This is a genomic window from Kaistia nematophila (assembly GCF_026343855.1).
In the GTDB taxonomy this organism is placed as follows: domain Bacteria; phylum Pseudomonadota; class Alphaproteobacteria; order Rhizobiales; family Kaistiaceae; genus Kaistia; species Kaistia nematophila.
This window is the reverse complement of record NZ_JAPKNK010000015.1, coordinates 1-19,231: the sequence shown is the minus strand read 5'-3', so window position 1 is coordinate 19,231 and position 19,231 is coordinate 1. Positions and strand designations below refer to the sequence as shown.

22 protein-coding genes are annotated in these 19,231 nt (G+C 67.3%); 10 read left to right on the top strand and 12 right to left on the bottom strand.

Features of this window, described 5'->3' with window-relative positions; translation table 11 throughout:
* Positions 1-126: 126 nt before the first annotated feature.
* The 8 genes from OSH07_RS23400 to OSH07_RS23365 are packed head-to-tail and all read right to left on the bottom strand — an operon-like array spanning position 127 to position 5,621.
* Positions 127-1,584 carry a monovalent cation/H+ antiporter subunit D family protein gene (locus OSH07_RS23400; protein ID WP_266341129.1) on the bottom strand — a complete coding sequence of 486 codons (1,458 nt, stop codon included), beginning with the start codon at positions 1,582-1,584 and terminating at the stop codon, positions 127-129.
* The gene (locus tag OSH07_RS23395) at positions 1,581-3,062 is read right to left on the bottom strand and encodes a monovalent cation/H+ antiporter subunit D family protein (RefSeq protein ID WP_266341128.1); all 1,482 of its coding nucleotides are present in this window, start codon (positions 3,060-3,062) and stop codon (positions 1,581-1,583) included. The genes OSH07_RS23400 and OSH07_RS23395 overlap by 4 nt, the downstream gene beginning before the upstream one ends.
* Positions 3,059-3,499, bottom strand: a complete 441-nt coding sequence (locus OSH07_RS23390; RefSeq protein ID WP_266341127.1) for a cation:proton antiporter subunit C — start codon at positions 3,497-3,499, stop codon at positions 3,059-3,061. The genes OSH07_RS23395 and OSH07_RS23390 overlap by 4 nt, the downstream gene beginning before the upstream one ends.
* On the bottom strand, positions 3,496-3,915 hold the full coding sequence (locus tag OSH07_RS23385) for a Na(+)/H(+) antiporter subunit B (protein WP_266341126.1): 420 nt from the start codon (positions 3,913-3,915) through the stop codon (positions 3,496-3,498). Before OSH07_RS23385 ends, OSH07_RS23390 begins: the two co-directional genes overlap by 4 nt.
* Positions 3,915-4,466 carry a DUF4040 domain-containing protein gene (locus OSH07_RS23380; RefSeq protein WP_266341125.1) on the bottom strand — a complete coding sequence of 184 codons (552 nt, stop codon included), beginning with the start codon at positions 4,464-4,466 and terminating at the stop codon, positions 3,915-3,917. Before OSH07_RS23380 ends, OSH07_RS23385 begins: the two co-directional genes overlap by 1 nt.
* On the bottom strand, positions 4,463-4,864 hold the full coding sequence (mnhG, locus tag OSH07_RS23375) for a monovalent cation/H(+) antiporter subunit G (protein WP_266341124.1): 402 nt from the start codon (positions 4,862-4,864) through the stop codon (positions 4,463-4,465). The genes OSH07_RS23380 and mnhG overlap by 4 nt, the downstream gene beginning before the upstream one ends.
* Complete coding sequence (locus OSH07_RS23370; RefSeq protein WP_266341123.1) at positions 4,861-5,139, bottom strand: MrpF/PhaF family protein; 279 nt, start codon at positions 5,137-5,139, stop codon at positions 4,861-4,863. Before OSH07_RS23370 ends, mnhG begins: the two co-directional genes overlap by 4 nt.
* Positions 5,136-5,621, bottom strand: coding sequence for a Na+/H+ antiporter subunit E (locus OSH07_RS23365; RefSeq protein ID WP_266341122.1), 486 nt, complete (start codon positions 5,619-5,621; stop codon positions 5,136-5,138). Before OSH07_RS23365 ends, OSH07_RS23370 begins: the two co-directional genes overlap by 4 nt.
* A gap of 246 nt (positions 5,622-5,867) precedes the next feature.
* Between OSH07_RS23365 and msrB the strand changes: the two genes are divergently transcribed.
* From msrB to OSH07_RS23345, 4 genes are all read left to right on the top strand, one after another.
* Positions 5,868-6,311, top strand: a complete 444-nt coding sequence (gene msrB / locus OSH07_RS23360) for a peptide-methionine (R)-S-oxide reductase MsrB (protein ID WP_266341121.1) — start codon at positions 5,868-5,870, stop codon at positions 6,309-6,311.
* 165 nt (positions 6,312-6,476) lie between these two features.
* Positions 6,477-8,567: a S9 family peptidase gene (locus OSH07_RS23355; protein ID WP_266341120.1), complete on the top strand. Its 2,091-nt coding sequence runs from the start codon at positions 6,477-6,479 to the stop codon at positions 8,565-8,567.
* 99 nt (positions 8,568-8,666) lie between these two features.
* A complete protein-coding gene (locus tag OSH07_RS23350; protein ID WP_266341119.1) occupies positions 8,667-8,999 on the top strand; it encodes a hypothetical protein in 333 nt (110 codons plus the stop codon).
* 86 nt (positions 9,000-9,085) lie between these two features.
* Positions 9,086-9,796, top strand: coding sequence for a glutamine amidotransferase (locus OSH07_RS23345; protein ID WP_266341118.1), 711 nt, complete (start codon positions 9,086-9,088; stop codon positions 9,794-9,796).
* A 70-nt stretch (positions 9,797-9,866) separates the two neighbouring features.
* Here OSH07_RS23345 and OSH07_RS23340 read toward each other — a convergent pair whose 3' ends face one another.
* Entirely contained in the window at positions 9,867-10,466 is a 600-nt protein-coding gene (locus OSH07_RS23340; RefSeq protein WP_266341117.1) for a superoxide dismutase, read from the bottom strand.
* Between the two features lie 296 nt (positions 10,467-10,762).
* On the opposite strand from OSH07_RS23340, the gene OSH07_RS23335 reads away from it, so the two are divergent.
* The 4 genes from OSH07_RS23335 to OSH07_RS23320 all read left to right on the top strand — a co-directional run bounded on the left by OSH07_RS23335 (position 10,763) and on the right by OSH07_RS23320 (position 13,838).
* A complete protein-coding gene (locus OSH07_RS23335; RefSeq protein WP_266341116.1) occupies positions 10,763-11,206 on the top strand; it encodes a c-type cytochrome in 444 nt (147 codons plus the stop codon).
* Complete coding sequence (locus OSH07_RS23330) at positions 11,203-12,129, top strand: c-type cytochrome (RefSeq protein WP_420909676.1); 927 nt, start codon at positions 11,203-11,205, stop codon at positions 12,127-12,129. Before OSH07_RS23335 ends, OSH07_RS23330 begins: the two co-directional genes overlap by 4 nt.
* A gap of 97 nt (positions 12,130-12,226) precedes the next feature.
* Positions 12,227-12,580, top strand: a complete 354-nt coding sequence (locus OSH07_RS23325; protein WP_266341114.1) for a YciI family protein — start codon at positions 12,227-12,229, stop codon at positions 12,578-12,580.
* 25 nt (positions 12,581-12,605) lie between these two features.
* Positions 12,606-13,838 (top strand): RNA polymerase sigma factor, encoded by a 1,233-nt coding sequence (locus OSH07_RS23320; RefSeq protein WP_266341113.1) that lies wholly within the window; start codon positions 12,606-12,608, stop codon positions 13,836-13,838.
* Positions 13,839-13,842: 4 nt separating this feature from the next.
* On the opposite strand, the gene OSH07_RS23315 is transcribed toward OSH07_RS23320, so the two are convergent.
* Positions 13,843-14,421: an LOG family protein gene (locus OSH07_RS23315; RefSeq protein WP_266341112.1), complete on the bottom strand. Its 579-nt coding sequence runs from the start codon at positions 14,419-14,421 to the stop codon at positions 13,843-13,845.
* A complete protein-coding gene (locus OSH07_RS23310; RefSeq protein ID WP_266341111.1) occupies positions 14,418-15,815 on the bottom strand; it encodes a M20/M25/M40 family metallo-hydrolase in 1,398 nt (465 codons plus the stop codon). The genes OSH07_RS23315 and OSH07_RS23310 overlap by 4 nt, the downstream gene beginning before the upstream one ends.
* A gap of 209 nt (positions 15,816-16,024) precedes the next feature.
* On the opposite strand from OSH07_RS23310, the gene gstA reads away from it, so the two are divergent.
* Positions 16,025-16,633 carry a glutathione transferase GstA gene (gene gstA, locus OSH07_RS23305; protein WP_266341110.1) on the top strand — a complete coding sequence of 203 codons (609 nt, stop codon included), beginning with the start codon at positions 16,025-16,027 and terminating at the stop codon, positions 16,631-16,633.
* A 102-nt stretch (positions 16,634-16,735) separates the two neighbouring features.
* Here the strand turns inward: gstA and OSH07_RS23300 are convergent, their stop codons facing one another.
* Entirely contained in the window at positions 16,736-18,301 is a 1,566-nt protein-coding gene (locus tag OSH07_RS23300) for a helicase HerA-like C-terminal domain-containing protein (protein WP_266341167.1), read from the bottom strand.
* 180 nt (positions 18,302-18,481) lie between these two features.
* Here OSH07_RS23300 and OSH07_RS23295 point away from each other — a divergent pair, with 180 nt between their 5' ends.
* Entirely contained in the window at positions 18,482-18,889 is a 408-nt protein-coding gene (locus tag OSH07_RS23295) for a DUF4332 domain-containing protein (protein WP_266341109.1), read from the top strand.
* Positions 18,890-19,231 lie beyond the last annotated feature (342 nt).

The window sequence follows — 19,231 nt, the reverse complement described above, 5'->3', positions numbered from 1 at the left end:
CGGGAGAGGGGGCGCGACTGTGCGTGCTCGTTCAGGCACGTTGCTTCTGAAGCGCGCCGGCCGAAAAGCCCTCGCCCGCTTGCGGGAGAGGGTTGGGTGAGGGTCTTACTGGCAGAAGAACGCATCTCACCCTCCCATGATCATCGAAGCGAGGCGGAACGGAACGCCCGGGCACAGGAAGAGCAACACGGTGCCGGCCGCTGTGACGGTCAGCGCGATCACCATCGCGAGCGGGGCTTCCTGGCGCGGGCCGTTCGCCGGGCGCAGGAAGGCGCGGGTCAGGATCGGCAGGAAATAGGCGGCGTTGAGCACGGTCGAGACGACGATGACGCCGACCGCGAACCAGTTGGTGGCGCCGGTGGCGGCATCGAGGATGAACCACTTGCCGAGGAACCCGGCCGTCGGTGGCAGACCGATCATGGAGAGCGCGCCGATCGCGAAGGCGCCCATCGTCCAGGGCATGCGGCGGCCGATCCCGTCCATCTGGCTGATCTTGGTCACATGCTCCGCCGTGTAGACGGATCCGGCAGCGAAGAAGAGCGTGATCTTCGAGACGGCGTGGGCGGCGATGTGCAAGGCCGCGCCAAGGACGGCGACGGGCGATGCGAGCGCCGCCGCCAGCACGATGTAGGAAAGCTGGCCGATGGTCGAATAGGCCAGCCGGCGCTTCAGGTCGTCGGCACGGAGCGCGACGACGGAGGCAGCGACGATGGTGAAGCCGGCGACATAGACCAGCCATTCGCTGGCGCCGCTGGCGGAGAGCGTCTCGATGCCGAAGACAGAGACGGCCACCTTCAGGATGGTGAAGACGCCCGCCTTGACCACGGCGACGGCATGCAGAAGCGCCGAGACCGGCGTCGGCGCCACCATGGCCGCAGGCAGCCAGCGATGCAGCGGCATCACCGCCGCCTTGGCCGCGCCGAAGACGAACAGGGCGAAGAGCAGCGCCAGCGCGCCGTCACCGAGCTTGCCGGCGAGAATGCCGCCGGTTCGGAAATCGAGCGTGCCGGCGGCAAGGCCGGTCCAGACGATCGCGGGCAGCAACAGCACCATCGAGGCGCCGACGAGGGTGAGCAGGTAGACGCGCCCTGCCTTCATCGCCGCCGGGCTCTGCTTGTGGGTCACCAACGGATAGGTCGAGAGCGACAGCACCTCGTAGAAGACGAACAGGGTGAACAGGTTGCCGGAAAACGCCAGTCCCATGGTCGCGAAGATGGCGATGGCGAAGCAGGCGTAGAAAATCGTCTGCCGCGGCTCGTCATTGCCGCGCATATAGCCGATCGAATAGAGCGAGTTGACGATCCAGAGCGTCGCGGCGACGGCGGCGAACAGCATGCCGAGCGGATCGATCTTCAGCGCCAGCGAAAGGCCGGGCGCGACGGAAACGAGATGCAGCTCCGGCCGCGCGCCGGAGAGCACATGCGCCAGCAGCGCCATCACCACGCCGAAGAGCAGCACCGCCGCGGCAAGGGTCGCCGCCTCGCGCAGGTTCGGCCAGCGGCCGAGCATGGCGATGGCAAGCGTCGCCAGCGCGGGAATGGCGAGCGCGAGCGCCAGCAGGACGGGATCGTTGGAGAAGGTCATGGCGCCACCCTGAGCAGCGCGCTTGCCGCCGCGCGGGCAAGGCCCGCCGGTCCCTCGGCATCGAGGCCGAGCCAGATGGTGGCGCCGGCGAGCAGCCACATCGGCAGCAGCATTTCAAGCGGCGCCTCGCTGGCCTCGCGCGCGGCTGCGGCCGGCTCGCGGAACCAGACCACCTCGACGATGCGGCCGACATAGAGCACGGCGAGGAAGGAGCTCGCGACGATCAGGATCGCCAGCCAGCCGAGGCCAGCTTCGAACGCGCCGAGGATCAGGTAGTATTTCGACACAAAGCCGCTGGTGCCGGGCACGCCGATCAGGCCGAGGCCGGCGACGGTGAGCGCCGCCGTTGTCCACGGCATGGTGCGGCCGATGCCGGAGAGTTCGTCGAGCTTGGCGGTGCCCGCCTTGAGCACGATGGCGCCGATCGCCATGAAGGCCGCGCCCTTCATCAGCGCGTGGTTGAAGAGATGCAGCAGGCCGCCGGTGACGCCGGTCGGATTGGCGAGCGCGAGGCCGAGCGTGATGTAGCCGACCTGGCCGACCGAGGAGAAGGCGAGGATGCGCTTGACGTCGTTCTGGAAGATGGCGGCGGCCGAGGGGATGAACATCGCCGCAAGCGAGAGCGCCATCAGGATGGTCCCAACCGGGATGCCGCCCGGGCCAGCATCCATGCCGAAGACGGTGAACAGGAAGCGCGCCAGCAGGTAGACCGCCACCTTGGTCGCCGTCGAGGCGAGCAGCACGGAAGCGCTGGAAGGCGCATAGGCATAGGCGTTGGGCAGCCACGCATGCAGCGGGAACAGCGCCAGCTTGAGCGAGATGCCGACGGCGATGAAAGCCTCGGCGACGATCAGCGCGCGCGAGCTCTCGATGGCGCCGATCCGCTCGACGATGAGGCCGAGATTGAGCGTGCCGGTGACGAGATAGATCAGGCCGACGCCGATGACGTAGAAGGTGGCGCCGATCGTGCCGACGATCAGATATTGATAGGCGGCGACCAGCGCCCTGCGGTCGCGGCCGAGCGCAATCAGCGTATAGGTCGAGAGCGACGAGATCTCGAGGAACACGAAGGCGTTGAAGGCGTCGCCCGTCACCGCCATGCCGAGCAGGCCGGCGACGCAGAGCAGCATCATCGTGTAGAACCACGCGACGCGCTCCGGGATGATCTCGGCCAGCACGCTGCGACGCGCGAAGATCATCGTCGCGAAGGCGACGACGCCGACGAGAAGGATGATGAAGGCGTTGACCGCATCGACGCGGTATTCGATGCCGAGTTCCGGCGCCCAGCCCCCGATGCGATAGGAGATGACGCCTTCCGCCTGCACGCGCCAAACCAGCGCCACGGCGATCGCCGCCGTCAGCGCCGAGGCGACGAGGGCGATGAACCAGGCGACGAAGCCGTTGCGCGACAGCGCCGCCAGGATCGCGCCAATAAGCGGCGCGAGGATCAACAGAACCGGTAGGTGGTGAGCGATCATGCCGGCTTCCCGCCCTTGCCGGTCTTGATGGTCCTGCTGGTCTTGCGGCTGGCGGCATTCGCCTTGCCCGAAGCGTCTTCCCTGCCGCTCTCCCTGGGGCCGTCGCGCAGCAGGAGCTCGTCCTCCTCGATCGTGCCGTAAGCCTCCTTGATCCGCACCACCAGCGTCAGGCCGAGCGCCAGCGTCGCGATGCCGACGACGATCGCGGTGAGGATCAGCACATGCGGCAGCGGGTTGGCGTAGACGGAATAGCCGGCGTCGAGGATCGGCGCGGTGCCGCCGAGCAGCTTTCCAGGCAGGATGTAGAGCAGGTAGACCGAGGTCTGGAACAGCGACAGGCCGATCAGCTTCTTGATCAAGTTGCCGCGCGCGATGACCACATAGAGCCCTGCGACCATCAAGAGGATCGTGGCGATCTGGCCGAATTGCAGGATCACGAGCGCCTCCGGCCGGCGAAGGCGTAGAATATCGCGATCATCGTCGAGAAGACGGTGAGAAACACGCCGACCTCGACGAGGAACACGCCCCATTCCTGGCCATGGATGCGGTCATGGGCGAGGTGGTTGTAGTCGAGGAAATTGTCGCCGAGCAGCATGCCGGCGATGCCGACCGCGACATAGATCAGAACGCCGCCGGGGATCAGCACCTCGAGCAGGCCGACCGGGACGATCTTCTGCGCCGGGCCGAGGCCGTTGATCAGGCCATAGAGAATGATCGCGGCCGCCGCGATGACGCCGGCCTGGAAGCCGCCGCCCGGGCCGTAATCGCCGTGGAACTGGACGTAGAGCGCGAAGAGCAGCAGCGGCGCCAGGATGAACTTGGTGGTGACGCGCAGGACGACATCGAGCCGCATCAGTTGCCTCCCTCGCCGCGACGGCGCTTGAGCAGCGCCAGGATGGCGATGCCGGCGGTGAAGACGACCGTGGTCTCGCCCAGCGTGTCGAAGCCGCGATAGCTGGCGAGAACCGCGCTGACGACATTGGCGATGCCCGTCTCGGGCAGCGAGCGGACGAGGTAGTCCGCGCCCTCGCGGTGGATCGGCTGATCGGCGGACCCGAATGGCGGCAGGTCGCTCACGCCCCAGAGCAGCGCGCCGGCCGTGACCAGCGCGACGAAGAGCGGCATGAACTGACGCTGCCGGGCCGGCGCCTCGACGGTATCGGTCAGCCACAGCGCGCCGAGAAAGAAGACGGTCGAGACGCCGGCGCCGACGGCGGCCTCGGTCATCGCGACATCGACCGCGTCGAGAACGATGAAGAGCGTCGCCATCAGCAGGCTGTAGACGCCGAGCAGAACCACGGCGGCAAACAGGCCGCGCACGCGGACGATGCCGAACGTGACCGCGCCGAGGAGCAGCAGCAGGACGATGGTGACGGCGGTCTCGATCGTCGCGAGTTCGGTCATCGCTTGCCCCGCTTGCGGGAGGAGGTCTTTCGCGCGGGCGCCTTCACGGTGGGCTCGGCTTTCTTGCGCTCGGCCTTCTTCGCCTCGCCGTTCTCGGCCAGCACCGGTTTCACGCCGGCCTGGAGAGCGGCGGCGGCGAGCGCATGCGACGCCACCGGCCCCATGAACAGGAGGAAGCCCAGCAGGAAGACGAGCTTCACCGTAACCAGCGTGAAGCCGGCGAGGAACACCATTCCGATCAGCATCAGGCTGACGCCGAGCGTGTCGCCGACCGAGGCGGCGTGCATGCGGGTGAAGAGATCCGGCATCCGGTTCATGCCGATGGCGCCTGCGAGCAGGAAGAACGCACCCGCGAACAGGAACAGCCCGGCCGCGATCTCGCGCAGAAGGTCGATCATCGCTGGTCCGCCTCCGCTTCGGCGCCGAGCGAACCCAGGCGGAAGAACTTCAGCACGGCGAAGATGCCGACATAGTTGAGCAGCGCGTAGGTGAGGCCGAGGTCGAGGAATTCCGGCCGCCCGGTCAGAAAGCCGAACAGGGCGAGCACCAGGATCGCGCCATTGCCGATCGAATTGGCGGCCAGCAGCCGGTCGAAGGTGGTCGGCCCGCGCAGGGCCCGCACCACGACCAGCGCCATGGCGGCCAGCACGGCCAAAAGGGCTGCGGCGATCATTCCGCCCTCCCCTCGAAGCGCTTCACCCGGCGATCCATATCGCCCGCCTCGACGTCCTCGGCGCCGGCGCCGGTCAGCGCATGGACGAGGAAGCGGTCATTCTCGCGGTCGACGGCGACGGTGATGGTGCCGGGCGTCAGCGTGATCGAATTGGCATAGGTCGCGACGCCGACCGGCGTCCGCGCCGACACCTTGGTGTGGAAAAGCCGCGGCGAGATCGGCAGCTTCGGGTCGAGGATGATCTTGGTCACCGTGATCGAGGACTTGACGATCTCGCGCGCCAACCATGGCCAATAGGTCAGGCCGGCGATCACCCGATCGACCGGATGGCCCTCTTCGTCGGCGAAGCCGAGACGCCGGCCCGCCAACGCCAGCAAAACCGAGACGGCGAGCCCGGCAGTCATCAGCCAGACCGTGTAGTGACCCGACAAGAGCAGCCAGAAGACGAACAGGGCAAGCGCAAGACTAGCGGTGCGCAGCATGTAATCGGCTCCTCCTGTTCAGGACATCCTTCGATGTGTGATGGGTGATTCGACGGATGAAGGCAGATAAAGCACGTCGAGACGGCCAGCCCAAGGAAAACCGGACCGCAAACCGACAAGCGCGACAACGTGAACCCGACCAATTGTGAAATCGCCGCGATCGCCTATCTAGATAGGCCAGCTTGTGTTTCACCCGATTGCCATCTGCCGCGCCGGCATTTCGGCCGCAGATCGACAGGAGCGCGCATGACCACGAACACCCGCCCCGAGACGGAAGCCGGACGCAAGAAGGTCGAGAAGACCGATGCCGAGTGGCGCGCCGAGCTGACGCCCGAACAATATGCCGTCACCCGCCAGCAGGCGACCGAGCGCCCCGGCACCGGCCCCTACCTGCATGAGAAGCGCGCCGGGCTCTATACCTGCGTCGCCTGCGGCGCGCCGCTGTTCCGGTCCGAGACCAAGTATGAATCCGGCAGCGGCTGGCCGAGCTTCTACGCGGCGGTCGGCGACGACGCCATTGGCGAGGTGACGGACCGCTCGCATGGCATGGTGCGCACCGAGATCGTCTGCGCCAGCTGCGAGGCGCATCTCGGCCATTTGTTCCCGGACGGCCCGAACCCGACCGGACTGCGCTATTGCACCAATGGGACGGCGCTGAAGCTGAAGCCGGACGACGGCAGCGAAGGCTGAGCGATATCCACGAGCGCCACCGGCGCCCTTGCAACCGATGCCTCCCCTCCCGGCAGTTTGTGGCCTATGGTGCCGCGACTTCCGGGAGACCCCGCCGCGTCTCGCGCCAATCCGGGTCCGGGCTCGGCAGTTCATTTTCGCCTTTCCGCAGGAGCACTCTCCCTCGTGACCTCGCCCCTCGCCGCCAAGAAGCCTGTGACCTCGACCGTGCACGGCGTCACCCTGACCGATGACTATGCCTGGCTCCGCGCCGACAACTGGCAGGAGGTGATGCGCGACCCGACCCTGCTTTCGCAGGAAATCCGCGACTATCTCGAGGCCGAGAACGCCCATACGGCGACATCCATGGCGGAGACGGACGATCTGCAGGCGAAGCTGTTCGCCGAGATGCGCGGCCGCATCAAGGAAGACGATTCCTCCGTACCCTCGCCCGATGGCGACTTCGCCTATGCGATGCGCTTCACCGAGGGCGCGGAGCAGCCGCTGGTGGTGCGCACGGCGCGCGACGGCAATGGCCCGGAGACCATCCTGCTCGATGGCAACCAGATGGCGGCCGGCCGCGCCTATTTCCGGCTCGGCAGCGCCGATCACAGCCCCGATCACAAGCGGCTCGCCTTCGCCTATGACGACAAGGGCTCGGAATATTACACGCTGCATGTGCGCGACATCGAAAGCGGCGCCGATCTCTCCGACGCGATCGAGGCGACGACCGGCGGCGGCGTCTGGGCGGCCGACAGCAACACGCTGTTCTACACCGTGCTGGACGACAACCACCGCCCCTGCCGGATCTATCGCCACGTCGTCGGCACGCCGCAATCCGAGGACGTGCTCGTCTTCGAGGAGAAGGATCCCGGCTTCTTCCTCGGCGTCGGCCAGACGCAGTCCTCGCGCTACATCCTGATCGACAGCCACGACCACGAGACGTCGGAAGTCCATTTGCTCGATGCCGAGGACCCGACCGGCGCGCACCGGCTGATCGCCGAGCGGGTGACGGCGGAGGAATATTCCGTCGATCACAGCGGCGACACGCTCTACATCCTGACCAATGCCGGCGGCGCCGAGGACTTCAAGATCGTCACAGCGCCGGTCGCCTCGCCCGGCCGCGAGAACTGGGTCGACCTCGTGCCGCATGTGCCGGGCACGCTGATCCTCGGCATGACGGTCTACAAGGACTACATGGTCCGGCTCGAGCGCTTCGCCGGCCTGCCGCGGATCATCGTCCGCGCGCTCGCCAGCGGCGAGGAGCACGCAATCGCCTTCGACGAGGAGGCCTATTCGCTCGGCATGGGCGACGGCTACGAGTTCGATACCTCGACGCTGCGCTTCACCTATTCGTCGATGACGACCCCGTCGCGCGTCTATGACTACGACATGGCGACGCGCGAGCGGACGCTGCGCAAGGAGGAGGAAATCCCCTCCGGCCACAACCCGGCCGACTACGTCACCCGCCGGGTCTTCGCCACGGCGGCGGATGGCGAGACGGTGCCGGTGTCGCTGCTCTACCACAAGGACACCAAGCTCGACGGCAGCGCGCCCTGCCTGCTCTATGGCTATGGCGCCTATGGCATCACCATTCCCGCCTCGTTCTCGATCTCGCGGCTGTCGCTGGTCGATCGCGGCTTCGTCTACGCCATCGCCCATATCCGCGGCGGCAAGGACAAGGGCTTCCGCTGGTATGCCGACGGCCGCCGCGAGAAGAAGACCAACACCTTCACCGATTTCATCGCGTCGGGCGAATATCTGGCGAAGGAAGGCTACACGGCGCGCGGCAGGATCGTCGCCTGGGGCGGCTCGGCCGGCGGCATGCTGATGGGCGCCATCGCCAACATGCAGCCGGATCTGTTCGGCGGCATCATCGCCGAGGTCCCCTTCGTCGACGTGCTCAACACCATGCTCGACGACACGCTGCCGCTGACGCCGCCGGAATGGCCGGAATGGGGCAATCCGATCGAGAGCGCCGAGGACTTCGCGACCATCCACTCCTATTCGCCCTATGACAATGTCGGCGCGCACGCCTATCCGCCGATCCTGGCGATCGGCGGCCTGACCGATCCCCGCGTCACCTATTGGGAACCGGCCAAGTGGGTCGCCAAGCTGCGCGAGAAGAAGACGGGCGACGCCCCGCTGCTGCTCAAGACCAACATGGACGCCGGCCATGGCGGCGCCTCGGGCCGCTTCGACCGGCTGAAGGAGACGGCCTTCTCGACGGCCTTCGCCATCAAGGTCGTCGCCGGCAAGGCGACCCACAACGGCTGATCCCCGCCCGGGATGATTGCGGCGGCGCTTGACTTCAACGGGCGCCGCCGCACCTTTAGAATGGGGTTTCTGGAGGGCATCGCGATGAGACGATTGGCAATGACGGCACTGGCAACGGCGGCATTGGCCGGCACGATCGCCGCCCCCCCGCCGGCCGGCGCGCAGGTCATGTTCGGGCTGAGCTATGGCCAGAATGTTTCGCAGGGCGACTGCAAGGCGCTCGCCAGCAAGATGGGCGCGCGCAAGGTGTGGTTCTCGCGCTTCTCCGGCTCCAAGCCGGATGTCTGGGATCGCGGCCTCGAGCCCGCCTGGGGCGTCGGCTGCTTCCGCACCCAGCAGGAGTGCAAGCGCTGGCTCTACGACACCCAGACCGAGTGGCCGCGGCTGATGAACTTCACCCGCTGCGCGCAGGGCCTTCCGGCGCGGTTCTGAGACGCCATGCCTTCCCGCTGAACGGCCCGAGCGCCCGCCGCTCCGGCCGTCCGGTTTTCTTTTCCCTGAATTGACAGATCGAGACGATGCCGAAGACAGTCCTGGCGCTCCGCCATGTCCAGTTCGAGGATCTTGGCGTGTTCGCGCCGGCGCTTGCCGATGCAGGCTTCGCCCTCACCTATCGCGATGCCGGCGACGCGGATTTCCTGGCCGGCGACCCGCTCGCGCCCGACCTGCTGGTGGTGCTCGGCGGACCGATCGGCGTCTATGAGGACGGGACCTATCCGTTCCTGAAGGCGGAGCGCGACTTCATCGCCCGCCGCCTTGCGGCCAGGCGGCCGACGCTCGGGCTCTGCCTCGGCGCGCAGCTGATGGCGGCGGCGCTCGGCAAGCGGGTGTTTCCGTCCGGCGTCAAGGAGATCGGCTTCGCGCCGGTGACGCTGACGGAGGCCGGTGCGGCCAGTCCGCTGCGCCATCTCGAGGGCGGGCCGGTGCTGCATTGGCACGGCGACACCTATGAGCTGCCGGACGGCGCCGTGCATCTCGCCTCGACGGCTCCCTGCCCGCAGCAGGCCTTTTCGCTCGGCCCCTCCATCCTCGCCCTGCAGTTCCATCCCGAGGCGGATACCGGGCCGCGCTTCGAGCGCTGGCTGATCGGCCACGCGGCCGAGCTGGCCACCGCCGGCATCGACATCCCGGCGCTGCGCCGCGACGCCGCCGGGCATGGACCGGCGCTCGCGCGGCGCGCCGACGCGCTGATGCGCGAATGGCTGACGCAGGCCGGCCTCGCCGCCTGATCCCGGCGCCCTGAAAATGAAAAACCCCGGCGCGAGGCCGGGGTTTCCGTGGACCAATCCGGACGCCGGATCAGACAGCCTTCTCGTAGAGCTCCAGGACGTAGTCCCAGTTGATCAGGTTGTCGACGAACGCCTCGAGGTACTTCGGGCGGGCGTTGCGGTAGTCGATGTAATAGGAGTGCTCCCAGACGTCGACGCCGAGGATCGGGGTCGCGCCGTGGACGAGCGGGTTCTCGCCGTTCGGGGTCTTGGAGATGGCGAGCTTGCCATCCTTGACCGCGACCCAGGCCCAGCCGGAGCCGAACTGCGTCGTGCCGGCGGCGATGAAATCGGTGCGGAACTTGTCATAGCCGCCGAGGTCGCTGTCGATCGCCGCCTGCAGCTTGGCCGGGAGCTTCTTGCCGCCGCCGTCCTTCTTCAGCCAGTTCCAGAAATGGAGGTGGTTGTAGTGCTGGCCGGCATTGTTGAAGAGGCCGGCGTTCTTGCCGTAGCTCTCCTTGACGATCTCTTCCAGGCTCTTGCCCTCGAGGCCCGAGTCCTTCAGCAGGTTGTTGCCGTTGGTGACATAGGCCTGGTGATGCTTGTCGTGATGGTACTCGAGGGTTTCCTTCGACATGAAGGGCGCGAGCGCCTCGTAGTCGTACGGCAGCGGCGGAAGTTCGAAAGCCATGGGAGACTCCTATCGACCATGTCGGTGGGGTGGGACTCGTCGGAAAAACGACGTCCCGGCGGGAAGGTTCCGAACGCAACATAGGCAGCGCCGGGTCGTCCGGCAACTCGTCTCCACCCGGATGCACAATCAAAGGTATGCGGTTTTCGATCCGGGCCGGCGGCAGCAAACCCGCGTGCGCCAACACGCTGGAGAGGCGATCATATTTGCGTGACCGCACCGCCTTCCGACTTGCCCCTGTCATCGTTCGTCGCGACAGTTGGAACGATTCCGAACACCACAACGGAGGATTGTCGATGCAATTCAAGATCATACTGGCCGGACTGGCCCTGACGCTGGGAGCCGCGGGCCTCGCCCATGGCGCCGACGACGTCATCGCCCAGCGCCAGGCGCTGATGAAGGACAATGCCGGCGCCGCCAAGACGATCTTCCAGATGGTGCAGGGAAAGACGCCGTATGACGCGGCGGCGGCCCAGGCGGCTTTCGAGAAGATCGCCGCCGACATCAAGACTTTCCCAACCCTGTTCCCGGAGGGCTCGGACCAGGGCAAGACCACCGCCTCGCCGGCGATCTGGCAGGACAAGGCCGGCTTCGAGGCGATCGCCGCGAAAATGGGAGCCGCCGCGACCGCCGGCGCCGCTGCCGCCGCGGGCGGGCTCGATGCCATCAAGGCATCGGCCGGCGAAGTCGGTGCCAGCTGCCAGAGCTGCCACGAGAAATTCCGCATCAAGAAATCCTGACCGTGCGGGTTCGTTCGGCCGTCCTCGTCCTCGTCGCTGCCGCAGCCGTCGCTGCGGCGGCGTTCTGGTTCATGACCGCGCCGCAGCCGCTCAGCGCCGCCGTGCTGCCCGACAAGCCGGGCGACGCGGCCAAGGGCGAGCGGCTGTTCTGGGCGGGCGGCTGCGCGTCGTGCCACGCCGCGCCGGGGGCCGCCGGCGACGATCTGCTCAAGCTTTCCGGCGGGGTGGCGATCACCTCCCCGTTCGGCACCTTCCACGCGCCCAACATCTCGCCGGACAAGGCGCATGGCATCGGCAACTGGAGCACGCTCGATTTCATCAACGCGATGAAGCGGGGCATCGCGCCGGACGGCTCGCACCTCTACCCGGCCTTTCCGTATACCTCGTACCAGCGCATGACCGTGCCGGACCTGCTCGACCTGAAGGCCTATCTCGACACGCTGCCGACCGATGCGACCGCGAACCAGCCGCACGACCTGCCCTTCCCGTTCTCGATCCGGCGCGGCATCGGACTGTGGAAGCTGCTCTATCTCGACGGCGAGACCTTCAAGCCGGACCCGGCCAAGAGCGAGGCGGTCAATCATGGCGCCTATCTGGTCGAGGGGCCCGGCCACTGCAACGAGTGCCACACGCCGCGCACGGCGCTCGGCGGGCTCGACAGGAGCCAGGCGCTCGGCGGCGCGCCGGATCCCTCCGGCAAGGGGCGCGTTCCCGACATCACCTCAGGCCCGGGCGGCCTCGGCGACTGGAGCGCCGGTGACATCGCCAGCGCGCTCGAGACCGGCTTCACGCCGGATTTCGATTCGATCGGCGGCACGATGGCCGAGGTCCAGCGCAACATGGCGAAGCTGCCGGCGGCGGACCGCGAGGCGATCGGCGAATATCTGAAACAGGTGCCGCCGGTGGCAGCGAGCAAGCCCTGAGATTTTTTCCCGCCGAATGTCCGAATCGTCGATCGTCCGACGACATTGTCGTGAAGGACGGGAATGGTCCCGCTTTTCGAACGATACAGGGACGGCCATGCAATACGCTTTGCTCTTCTATGAAACCGAGGCGCAGTTCACCACGCGTGATCACGGCCCCGAGACGCAGGCCTATTGGGGCGCCTGGAAGACTTATGTCGACGAGATCAGCGCGGCCGGCATCGTGCGCGGCGGCGAAGGACTGCTCGGCCCGCAGACCGCGACCTCGCTCCGGATCCGCGGCGGCAGTTCGCAGATCCAGGACGGTCCGTTCGCCGACACGAAGGAGCAGCTCGCCGGCTTCTTCGTGATCGAGGTCGCCGATATCGACGCAGCACTCGGCTGGGCGACGAAGGCGCCGTGCGCGCCCTATGGCGGCGTCGAGGTGCGGCCGACCCTGCCCCGGATGTAAGGGGCCGCACGGGCGGAGAGTTCCCATGGCGACGCAGTCGATCGAACATGCGGTCCGCGAAAGCTATGGCCGCCTTGTCGCCATCCTCTCCGCTCGCGATCGCGACATCGCCGCCGCCGAAGATGCGCTGGCAGATGCGATCGTCGCGGCGCTCGAAAGCTGGCCGGACCAGGGAATACCGGATCAGCCGGAGGCCTGGCTTGTCGCCGTCGCACGCCGGCGCCTGGTCGACCGTGCCCGCCGCAAGGCGACGGGCACGGCGGTGGCGCACTCACTGGCGGTGCTAACCGAGCTCTCCGCCGAAGTCGATCCTGCGATTCCCCATTTTCCGGACGAACGCCTGAAGCTTCTCTTCGTCTGCGCCCATCCGGCGATCGATCCGTCGATGCATGCGGCGCTGATGCTGCAGAGCGTTCTCGGCCTCGATGCCGCGCGCATTGCCGCCGCCTTCGTCATCTCGCCCGATGCCATGGCACGGCGGCTGACGCGCGCCAAGGTGAAGATCCGCGACGCCGGCATCGGCTTCGAACTGCCGGACCAGCGGGACCTCGCCGGGCGCCTCGCGCCCGTTCTCGACGCGATCTACACCGCCTATGGCAGCGGATGGGAAGGCCTGGCCGGCGATGCGCGGCCGGACGATCTGGCGTCGGAAGCGATCTGGCTCGGCCGCATGCTGAACGAACTGCTGCCGGATCAGCCCGAAGCGCTGGGGCTGCTCGCGCTCATGTTGCATCTCGAAGCGCGCCGGGCGGCCCGCCGCAAGCCTGACGGCGGCTACGCGCCGCTGGCCGACCAGGATCCCGCTCGCTGGTCGAGCCAATTTTTGAACGAGGCCGAGGCGACGCTGCGGCGCGCCGGGCGATTCGGCCAGACCGGGCGATACCAGCTCGAAGCGGCGATCCAGTCGGCCCATGTCGGCCGCAGGCTCACCGGTGCGCCCGACATGGCGACGATCGCCAGCCTTTACGACGCCCTGTTTCGCCACGCACCCGTGCTTGGCGTCGCCGTCGCCCGCGCGACAGCGACGGCAGAGGCCGACGGTGCCGAAGCCGGGCTCCGTCTCCTTGACGAGATCGAGCCCGCCCGCGTCGCCGCCTATCAGCCCTACTGGGCAGCCCGCGCGGAGCTGCTCGCGCGAGCCGACGCTCCCGAAGCCCGGGACGAGGCGCTGCTCGCCTATGAGCGGGCGATCGACCTCTCGAACGACCCCGCGATCCGCGCCCATCTGGCGACGCGGCGGGTCCGTCTTCTGTCCTAGCGGATCAGCGCTCGGTCGGGCCGATCCATTTCGCCAGTGCCACCGGCTGGTAGTTCTCGTAGCGGTCGAGCAGCGTGACCGGGTTGTCGTCGACGATCAGCATGTCGCGATGCTCGGCGCGCACGAAGCCGGCCTCGACCGTGTGATCGAGGAAGGCGTCCAGCTTCTCGTAGAAATTGGCGACGTCGAGCAGGCCGACCGGCTTCTTGTGATAGCCGAGCTGGCCCCAGGTCCAGATCTCGAACAGTTCCTCCAGCGTGCCGAGGCCGCCGGGAAGCGCCACGAAGCCGGTCGAAAGATCGGCCATCATCTGCTTGCGCTCATGCATCGAGGCGACGACGTGCAGTTGCGTCAGGCCGGGATGGGCGATCTCCTTGTCGCGCAGCGCCGTCGGGATGACGCCGATCACCTCGCCGCCGGCCATGAGCGCCGCATCGGCGACCGCTCCCATCAGGCCGACCTTGGAGCCGCCATAGACGAGCGCGGCGCCGCGCTCGGCAATGGCGCGCCCGAGCGCCACCGCCGCCTCGCGATAGTCCGGGCGGAAGCCGGCGCTCGAACCGCAGAAGACGCAGATCTTCACGAAGCGCTCTCCTCGGACAGGGCGGCGAGAATGCGCGCCCAGGAACGGATGCCGCCATGGAACGAGGAGAGATTGTACTTCTCGTTCGGCGAATGGATGCGGTCGTTCTCCTGCGCGAAGCCGACCATCAGCGCGTCGAGGCCGAGCACGGTCTTGAAGTCGCCGGCGACCGGGATCGAGCCGCCGGAGCCGACGACGACGCATTCATGGCCCCATTCGTTGGTCAGCGCCGCGCGCGTCTTCACCAGCGCCGGGTTCTCGGCCGAGAGGCGGATGCCCGGCGAGCCGCCATGCGGCGTGAACTCGACCGTGCAATCGGCCGGCAGCTTCGACTGCACATAGGCGCGGAAGGCGGCGCGGATCTTGTCCGGGTCCTGCTTGTCGACGAGGCGGAAGGAGACCTTGGCGAAGGCCTGCGAGGCGATCACCGTCTTGAAGCCCTTGCCGGTATAGCCGCCGGAGATGCCGTTGACCTCGCAGGTCGGCCGCGCCCAGATCTTCTCCAGCACGCTGCGATCGACCTCGCCGGCCGGCACGGAAAGACCGACCTCGCCGAGGAACTTCTCGGGATCGAAGCCGAGCGACTGCCACTGCTGGCGGATGCTGTCGGGGATCTCGCCGACGCCGTCATAGAAGCCCGGCAGCGTGACGCGGCCGTTCTCGTCGCGCAGCCCGTCGAGGATCGAGACGAGGACGTGGATCGGATTGCGCGCCGCGCCGCCATACATGCCGGAATGCAGGTCGCGCGAGGCGGCGGTGATGGTGATCTCCTCGCCGACGAGGCCGCGCAGCATGGTGGTGACGGCCGGCGTCTCGGCGTCCCACATGTTCGTGTCGCAGACGAAGGCGAAATCGGCTGCGAGCTCGTCCTTGTTGGCCTTCATGAACGGCACGAGATTGGCGCCGCCCGATTCCTCTTCGCCCTCCAGCAGGATCGAGACGGGGATCGGCAGCTTGCCAGTGACCGCCTTCCAGGCGCGGAACGCCTCGATGAAGGTCATCAGCTGGCCCTTGTCGTCCGAGGTGCCGCGCGCGACGATCTGCTTGGTGCCGTCGGCGGCGGTGACGATGCGCGGCTCAAAGGGCGCGGTTTCCCAGAGATCGAGCGGGTCGACCGGCTGCACGTCGTAGTGGCCATAGAACAGGGCGCGCGGTCCCTTGCCGCCGTCCTGGTGACCGACGACCATCGGATGCCCGGCGGTCGGACGGGCGCTGGCGTCGAAGCCGATCGAAGCGAGGTCGGCGGCGATCATCTCGGCCGCCTCGCGGCAGGCGCCGGCATAGGCGGGATCGGTCGAGATGCTCTCGACGCGGATCAGCTTGAAAAGGCGATCGAGGCTGTTTTCGATATCGGCGTCGATATGGGCGAGGACGTCGGCGAGGCGATCGGACACGAGCGGGCTCCGGGCAATGAGCGCGCGCTGGCACGCGCGAGAAGGGCTCCTGATACGCCTGCATCCCGCAAAAGAAAAGGCAATAGCCGGTTGCGCCGCCACACGCCAAAAGACGCATTGCGCGACGCCGTTGCAAAGCCCACCTTAGAAACCGTTCCCATTGCCTGGCCGTCTTTTGGAACAGGATGGCCCCTCCCAGGAAGAGTTGCATGAAGCTGTACTACGCCCCGGGCGCCTGCTCGCTGTCGCCCCATATCGCGCTGCGCGAAGCCGGCCTCCCCTTCACCATGGAAAAGGTGGACCTGCGCGCCAAGACGACGGAAAGCGGCGCCGACTACAAGGCGATCAACCCGCGCGGCTATGTGCCGGCGCTGCAGCTCGACGACGGCCGCGTGGTCGCGGAAGGCCCCGTGATCGTGCAGATGATCGCCGACCTCGCGCCCGGCTCCACGCTCGCGCCCGCCCTCGGCACGCCCGAGCGCTACCAGCTGATGGACTGGCTCGCCTTCATCGCCACCGAGCTGCACAAGGGCTTCAGCCCGTTCTTCAACCCGGCCGTGAACGACGAAGCCAAGCAGAGCTTCCGCCAGCGCCTGGCGCTGCGGCTCGACTATCTGACGAAGGCGCTCGGCGACAAGCCCTACCTGATGGGTGATGATTTCAGCGCCGCCGACGGCTACCTGTTCACGGTGCTGCGCTGGGCCAAGGGGTTCAAGTTCGAGCTCGGCCCGACGCTCGACGCCTATTTCGACCGCGTCGCCGCCCGTCCGGCGGTGAAGGCTGCGCTCGAGGCCGAAGGCCTGCTCGCCGCGGCCTGATCCGCGCGACGTTCCTTGCGAACGAAAAGACCCCCGGCGTTTCGGCGCCGGGGGTCTTTTGTATGGGCGTTTGGATGTGTGGGCGTCGGGACGATGCGCCTCTCAGCGCGGGCGGAGAATGCTGCCGAGGACGCCGCGCACGATCGAGCGTCCGACCGAGCCGCCGATCGAGCCGGCGACACTCTTGCCGATATTCGCGGCAACGTCGCCCGCCACGCGGTTGGTGACGGTGCGCGTCACTTCGCGGGCGACGCGCTGCGTCGCCGTGAAGCGCTCGCCGCGCTTCTTGTTGGTGCCGAGCAGCGAGCCGAGGATGCTGCCGACGTCGAAGCCGCCGGCGGATCCCTGCGCCGTGGCGGCATCGGCTTCGGCCGGGGCATTGGCCTCGGCCTGGCGGCCCAGTATCTCGTAGGCCGACTCGCGGTCGATCGTCTTGTCATAGGCGATGCCGATCGGGCTCGCGGCGATGATCTGGCGGCGCTCCGCCTCCGTCACCGGGCCGATGCGCGAGGATGGCGGGCGGATGAAGGTACGCGCGACGATGCTGGGCACGCCCTTCGGCTCCAGCGTCGAGACCAGCGCCTCGCCGACGCCGAGCTGGGTGATGACATCCATCGTCTTGAAGGCCGGATTGGGCCGGAACGTGTCGGCCGCGACCTTGACCGCCTTCTGGTCGCGCGGCGTGTAGGCGCGCAGCGCGTGCTGGACGCGGTTGCCGAGCTGCGACAGCACGCTGTCCGGCACGTCAAGCGGGTTCTGGGTGACGAAATAGACGCCGACGCCCTTCGAACGGATCAGCTTCACCACCTGCTCGACCTTTTCGAGCAAGGCCTTGGGCGCTTCATCGAACAGCAGATGCGCCTCGTCGAAGAAGAAGACGAGACGCGGCTTGGCCGGGTCGCCGACCTCGGGCAGCACCTCGAACAGTTCCGACAGCAGCCAGAGCAGGAAGGTCGCGTAGAGGCGCGGCGAGCTCATGAGCTTGTCGGCGGCGAGCACGTTGACCATGCCGCGACCGTCGATCGTCGTGCGCATCAGGTCGGCGATGTTGAGCGCCGGCTCGCCGAAGAAGGCGTCGCCGCCCTGGTTCTCCAGCACCAGAAGCTGGCGCTGGATCGCCCCGACCGAGGCCTTGGTGACGTTGCCGTACTTCGCCTGGATGGTGTCGGCATTCTCGGCCATGAAGCCGAGCATGGCGCGCAGGTCCTTCAGGTCGAGCAGCAGCAGCCCCTGCTCGTCGGCGACGCGGAAGGCGATGGTGAGCACGCCCTCCTGCGTGTCGTTCAGGTTCATCAGCCGCGCCAGCAGCAGCGGCCCCATCTCGCTCACCGTGGTGCGGATCGGGTGTCCCTGCTGGCCGAACAGATCCCAGAACACTGTCGGGCAGGCGCTGAACTTGTATTCATCCGCGAAACCGATCTCCTCGGCGCGCTTCAGCAGGAAATCCTTCGGCTCGCCCACCTCGGCAATGCCGGAGAGATCGCCCTTCACGTCGGCGCAGAACACCGGCACGCCGGCATCGGAGAAGCCCTGCGCCATCACCTGCAGCGTCACCGTCTTGCCGGTGCCGGTGGCGCCCGTGACCAGTCCATGCCGGTTGGCGAGGCCGAGCAGGAGATATTCCGGCTTGTCGCTCGTCCCGAGATAGATCTTGTCCGCTTCCAGCATCGGCATCGACACATTCCCCACGTCGCCCCTCCGAGGATCGGAAGGCACAATCGACCTTATAGACCCCCGCCCGTGCGGCGCAATCTTCCGGCGACAAGACGGCTTGCCATGACGCAACGTCCGGGCGAACATCCAAGTCTAGACTTCCAGCACTTGGGATTCGCTCAGGAGAGTTCGAGAATGTCTTACCCCATCCTAGATATCGAAGGCATCGGTCCTGTCTTCGCCGAGAAGCTCGCGACGGCCGGCATCCGCACGACCGGCGCGTTGCTGGAGCAGGCCAAGGATCCAAAGGGGCGCAAGGCACTCGCCGAGAAATCCGGCATCGACGAGCACAAGATCCTGAAATGGGCCAACATGGCCGACCTGATGCGCATCAAGGGCGTGGCGGAAGAATATTCCGAGCTGCTGGAAGCGGCCGGCGTCGACACCGTCAAGGAACTGAAGATGCGCCGGGCCGACAATCTCACCGCCAAGATGGTCGAGATCAACGCCACCCGGAAGCTGGTACGCCAGCTGCCGTCGGAAAAGCTGGTCGAAAGCTGGATCGAGCAGGCGAAAGAACTGCCGCCCATGCTCACCTACTGATCCCGCGACGCCTGCCCCATCGCATCGACGATCCGGGCGACGCGATCGTCCGGACCTTTTGTCGTGCCTAGACGGATGGGCGGCGCGAGGGCGCAACGGACGTCATGGGGTGGCTGAAGGGTATCATGAATCCGGACACCGTTCCGGCGGGCGGGGCGGCCTCCGGAACGGTGCCCGGTGCGCGGCTCGCGGAAGCGCGCTGCGCGGAGGGAGGCGGGCGAATGCCGGGAGTTGGGGCGGATCGCCAACCGTCTGTGAGTGTTACGCGGCGATGGCCGGAAAGGTTTCAGCAGCACGAGAGTTTGATCGGGCTGCCGCATCGGCCTCGCCCGCGAACCCCGC

Bases quoted from the DNA above. Each gene is read 5' to 3' on its own strand.
- OSH07_RS23345 (WP_266341118.1), top strand. From the start codon at position 9,086: ATGCCGAAGACAGTCCTGGCGCTCCGCCATGTCCAGTTCGAGGATCTT.
- msrB (WP_266341121.1), top strand. From the start codon at position 5,868: ATGACCACGAACACCCGCCCCGAGACGGAAGCCGGACGCAAGAAGGTC.
- OSH07_RS23300 (WP_266341167.1), bottom strand. From the start codon at position 18,301: ATGCTGGAAGCGGACAAGATCTATCTCGGGACGAGCGACAAGCCGGAA.
- OSH07_RS23295 (WP_266341109.1), top strand. From the start codon at position 18,482: ATGTCTTACCCCATCCTAGATATCGAAGGCATCGGTCCTGTCTTCGCC.
- OSH07_RS23385 (WP_266341126.1), bottom strand. From the start codon at position 3,915: ATGCGGCTCGATGTCGTCCTGCGCGTCACCACCAAGTTCATCCTGGCG.
- OSH07_RS23350 (WP_266341119.1), top strand. From the start codon at position 8,667: ATGACGGCACTGGCAACGGCGGCATTGGCCGGCACGATCGCCGCCCCC.
- OSH07_RS23380 (WP_266341125.1), bottom strand. From the start codon at position 4,466: ATGACCGAACTCGCGACGATCGAGACCGCCGTCACCATCGTCCTGCTG.
- gstA (WP_266341110.1), top strand. From the start codon at position 16,025: ATGAAGCTGTACTACGCCCCGGGCGCCTGCTCGCTGTCGCCCCATATC.
- OSH07_RS23335 (WP_266341116.1), top strand. From the start codon at position 10,763: ATGCAATTCAAGATCATACTGGCCGGACTGGCCCTGACGCTGGGAGCC.
- OSH07_RS23340 (WP_266341117.1), bottom strand. From the start codon at position 10,466: ATGGCTTTCGAACTTCCGCCGCTGCCGTACGACTACGAGGCGCTCGCG.
- OSH07_RS23370 (WP_266341123.1), bottom strand. From the start codon at position 5,139: ATGATCGCCGCAGCCCTTTTGGCCGTGCTGGCCGCCATGGCGCTGGTC.
- OSH07_RS23400 (WP_266341129.1), bottom strand. From the start codon at position 1,584: ATGACCTTCTCCAACGATCCCGTCCTGCTGGCGCTCGCGCTCGCCATT.
- OSH07_RS23365 (WP_266341122.1), bottom strand. From the start codon at position 5,621: ATGCTGCGCACCGCTAGTCTTGCGCTTGCCCTGTTCGTCTTCTGGCTG.
- OSH07_RS23395 (WP_266341128.1), bottom strand. From the start codon at position 3,062: ATGATCGCTCACCACCTACCGGTTCTGTTGATCCTCGCGCCGCTTATT.
- OSH07_RS23320 (WP_266341113.1), top strand. From the start codon at position 12,606: ATGGCGACGCAGTCGATCGAACATGCGGTCCGCGAAAGCTATGGCCGC.
- mnhG (WP_266341124.1), bottom strand. From the start codon at position 4,864: ATGATCGACCTTCTGCGCGAGATCGCGGCCGGGCTGTTCCTGTTCGCG.
- OSH07_RS23325 (WP_266341114.1), top strand. From the start codon at position 12,227: ATGCAATACGCTTTGCTCTTCTATGAAACCGAGGCGCAGTTCACCACG.